Source organism: Gordonibacter pamelaeae 7-10-1-b, assembly GCF_000210055.1.
GTDB classification, from domain to species: domain Bacteria; phylum Actinomycetota; class Coriobacteriia; order Coriobacteriales; family Eggerthellaceae; genus Gordonibacter; species Gordonibacter pamelaeae.
Genome location: NC_021021.1, coordinates 690,997 through 692,441, shown reverse-complemented (window position 1 = coordinate 692,441; position 1,445 = coordinate 690,997). Strand labels below are relative to the sequence as shown.

General features: G+C 69.1%; 1 protein-coding gene and 1 pseudogene. Both read left to right on the top strand.

What is annotated here, in order from left to right; genetic code table 11:
• Positions 1-185: pseudogene (locus tag GPA_RS03295) on the top strand (U32 family peptidase); the annotation flags it as partial.
• Positions 186-515: 330 nt separating this feature from the next.
• Positions 516-1,352 carry a TspO/MBR family protein gene (locus GPA_RS03290; RefSeq protein ID WP_015538925.1) on the top strand — a complete coding sequence of 279 codons (837 nt, stop codon included), beginning with the start codon at positions 516-518 and terminating at the stop codon, positions 1,350-1,352.
• Positions 1,353-1,445: the final 93 nt, after the last annotated feature.

Sequence of the window (1,445 nt, the reverse complement as noted above, 5' to 3'; positions counted from 1 at the left end):
CCCCCGGCCGTGCATCCTTCGGCGTGCGGGTGCGCGACCTGGCCTGGCTGCCGCGGCCCGATGCGGACGACCCGTGTCCCGCGCCCGTGCTCGTCGCCGTGGCGAACCGCTCCGCCGAGGCGTATGCGTTCACGGTCGCCGAAGAGCTCGCGCCAGGAGACTTCCTGCGCATAAGGACACCGTAGGCGATCCTTTCGTCATCCCATCAGCCGGCCGAGTGCTCGCGTGCTAGGGGGCTGTCCGGCGCATACGGCAATCCCCGAGGTTGACCGCATGCGCCGGGGCGGCCGCCTTTGCTCGCATGGTTTCGGCCGGCTGATATGAGGGAGGGCCTCCGGCTGGCGCGGGAAGGGCGGCATCTTCGTCATCGTTGAGCTTTGCGCCCCTCATCTGCGCCGAAGCGATGGATACCTGCCATGTGGCCGTAACGGCCCGGCCTCGGCGCCGCGCTACACTGGGCTGCACCAATCGAATCGAGGGCGCTTTCCGCGCCCCTTGGGAAAGCGAGGTGCATCATGCCCAACCATGCCTACCATGCCACGGCGGCGCCGGGCGTCGTGCAACGTGCCCGCAGCACGAAAACCGGCCGCAAGCTCGAACGCGGCGGCTACCTGACCGTCGAGACGGTGACGATGTGGATCGTCTACGCGCTCACCCTCGTGGGCAACGCTGTCATCGAGGGCGGACAGGTGGGAGGCAACACGTCGGCCACGGTGGCCTACGGCGTGTACACGTGGTTCACGCCGGCCGGCTACGTGTTCTCCATCTGGTCGCTCATCTACGTGGCGCTCATCGGGTGGCTCGTGGCCTACACGCGCGAGGCGCCCCTGCGCGCCAAGCGCTTCACGCCCGTGTCCGTGCTGTTCATCGGCAGCTGCGTGCTGAACGTGCTGTGGCTGGCGCTGTGGCACTTCGAGCTGGTGGGCATCTCGTTCATCGTCATCCTGGCCGAGTGGGCGGTGCTCGCGGCCCTGTACCTGAACGTGCGCCGGTCGGCGAAGTCGGGCTGGGGCTGGGTGCCCATCTCCATCTACACGGCCTGGGTCACGGTGGCTGCGCTGGCGAACATGGCCATCCTCGTGACGCGCGCGCTGGACGGCGGCATCGCGTTCTTCAACGGGCTGTCGGTGGTGGCGCTCACGGCGGGCGTGCTCGCGCTCGGCTACGTCATGCGCAAGATGTACGATGACGTGGCGTTCCCGCTCGTGTTCCTGTGGGCCCTCATCGGCGTGGGCATCCACGTGGCGGAGGCATCGTGGCTCGTGTCCTCCCTCGTGTTCATCCTCGTCATCGCGGGCGCGGTGCTCACGTTCGTGCCGCTGGGCAAGCTGCGCTCCGCCGTGCGGGGGTAGGCGGGCTTCCGGCGCGAGGGTGTTCGTCCGAGGCCTCGCAGGTGCTCCGGCGCCCTTCTTGGCGGGTGCCTGCGAAGGCTCGGGGCCGGCGCC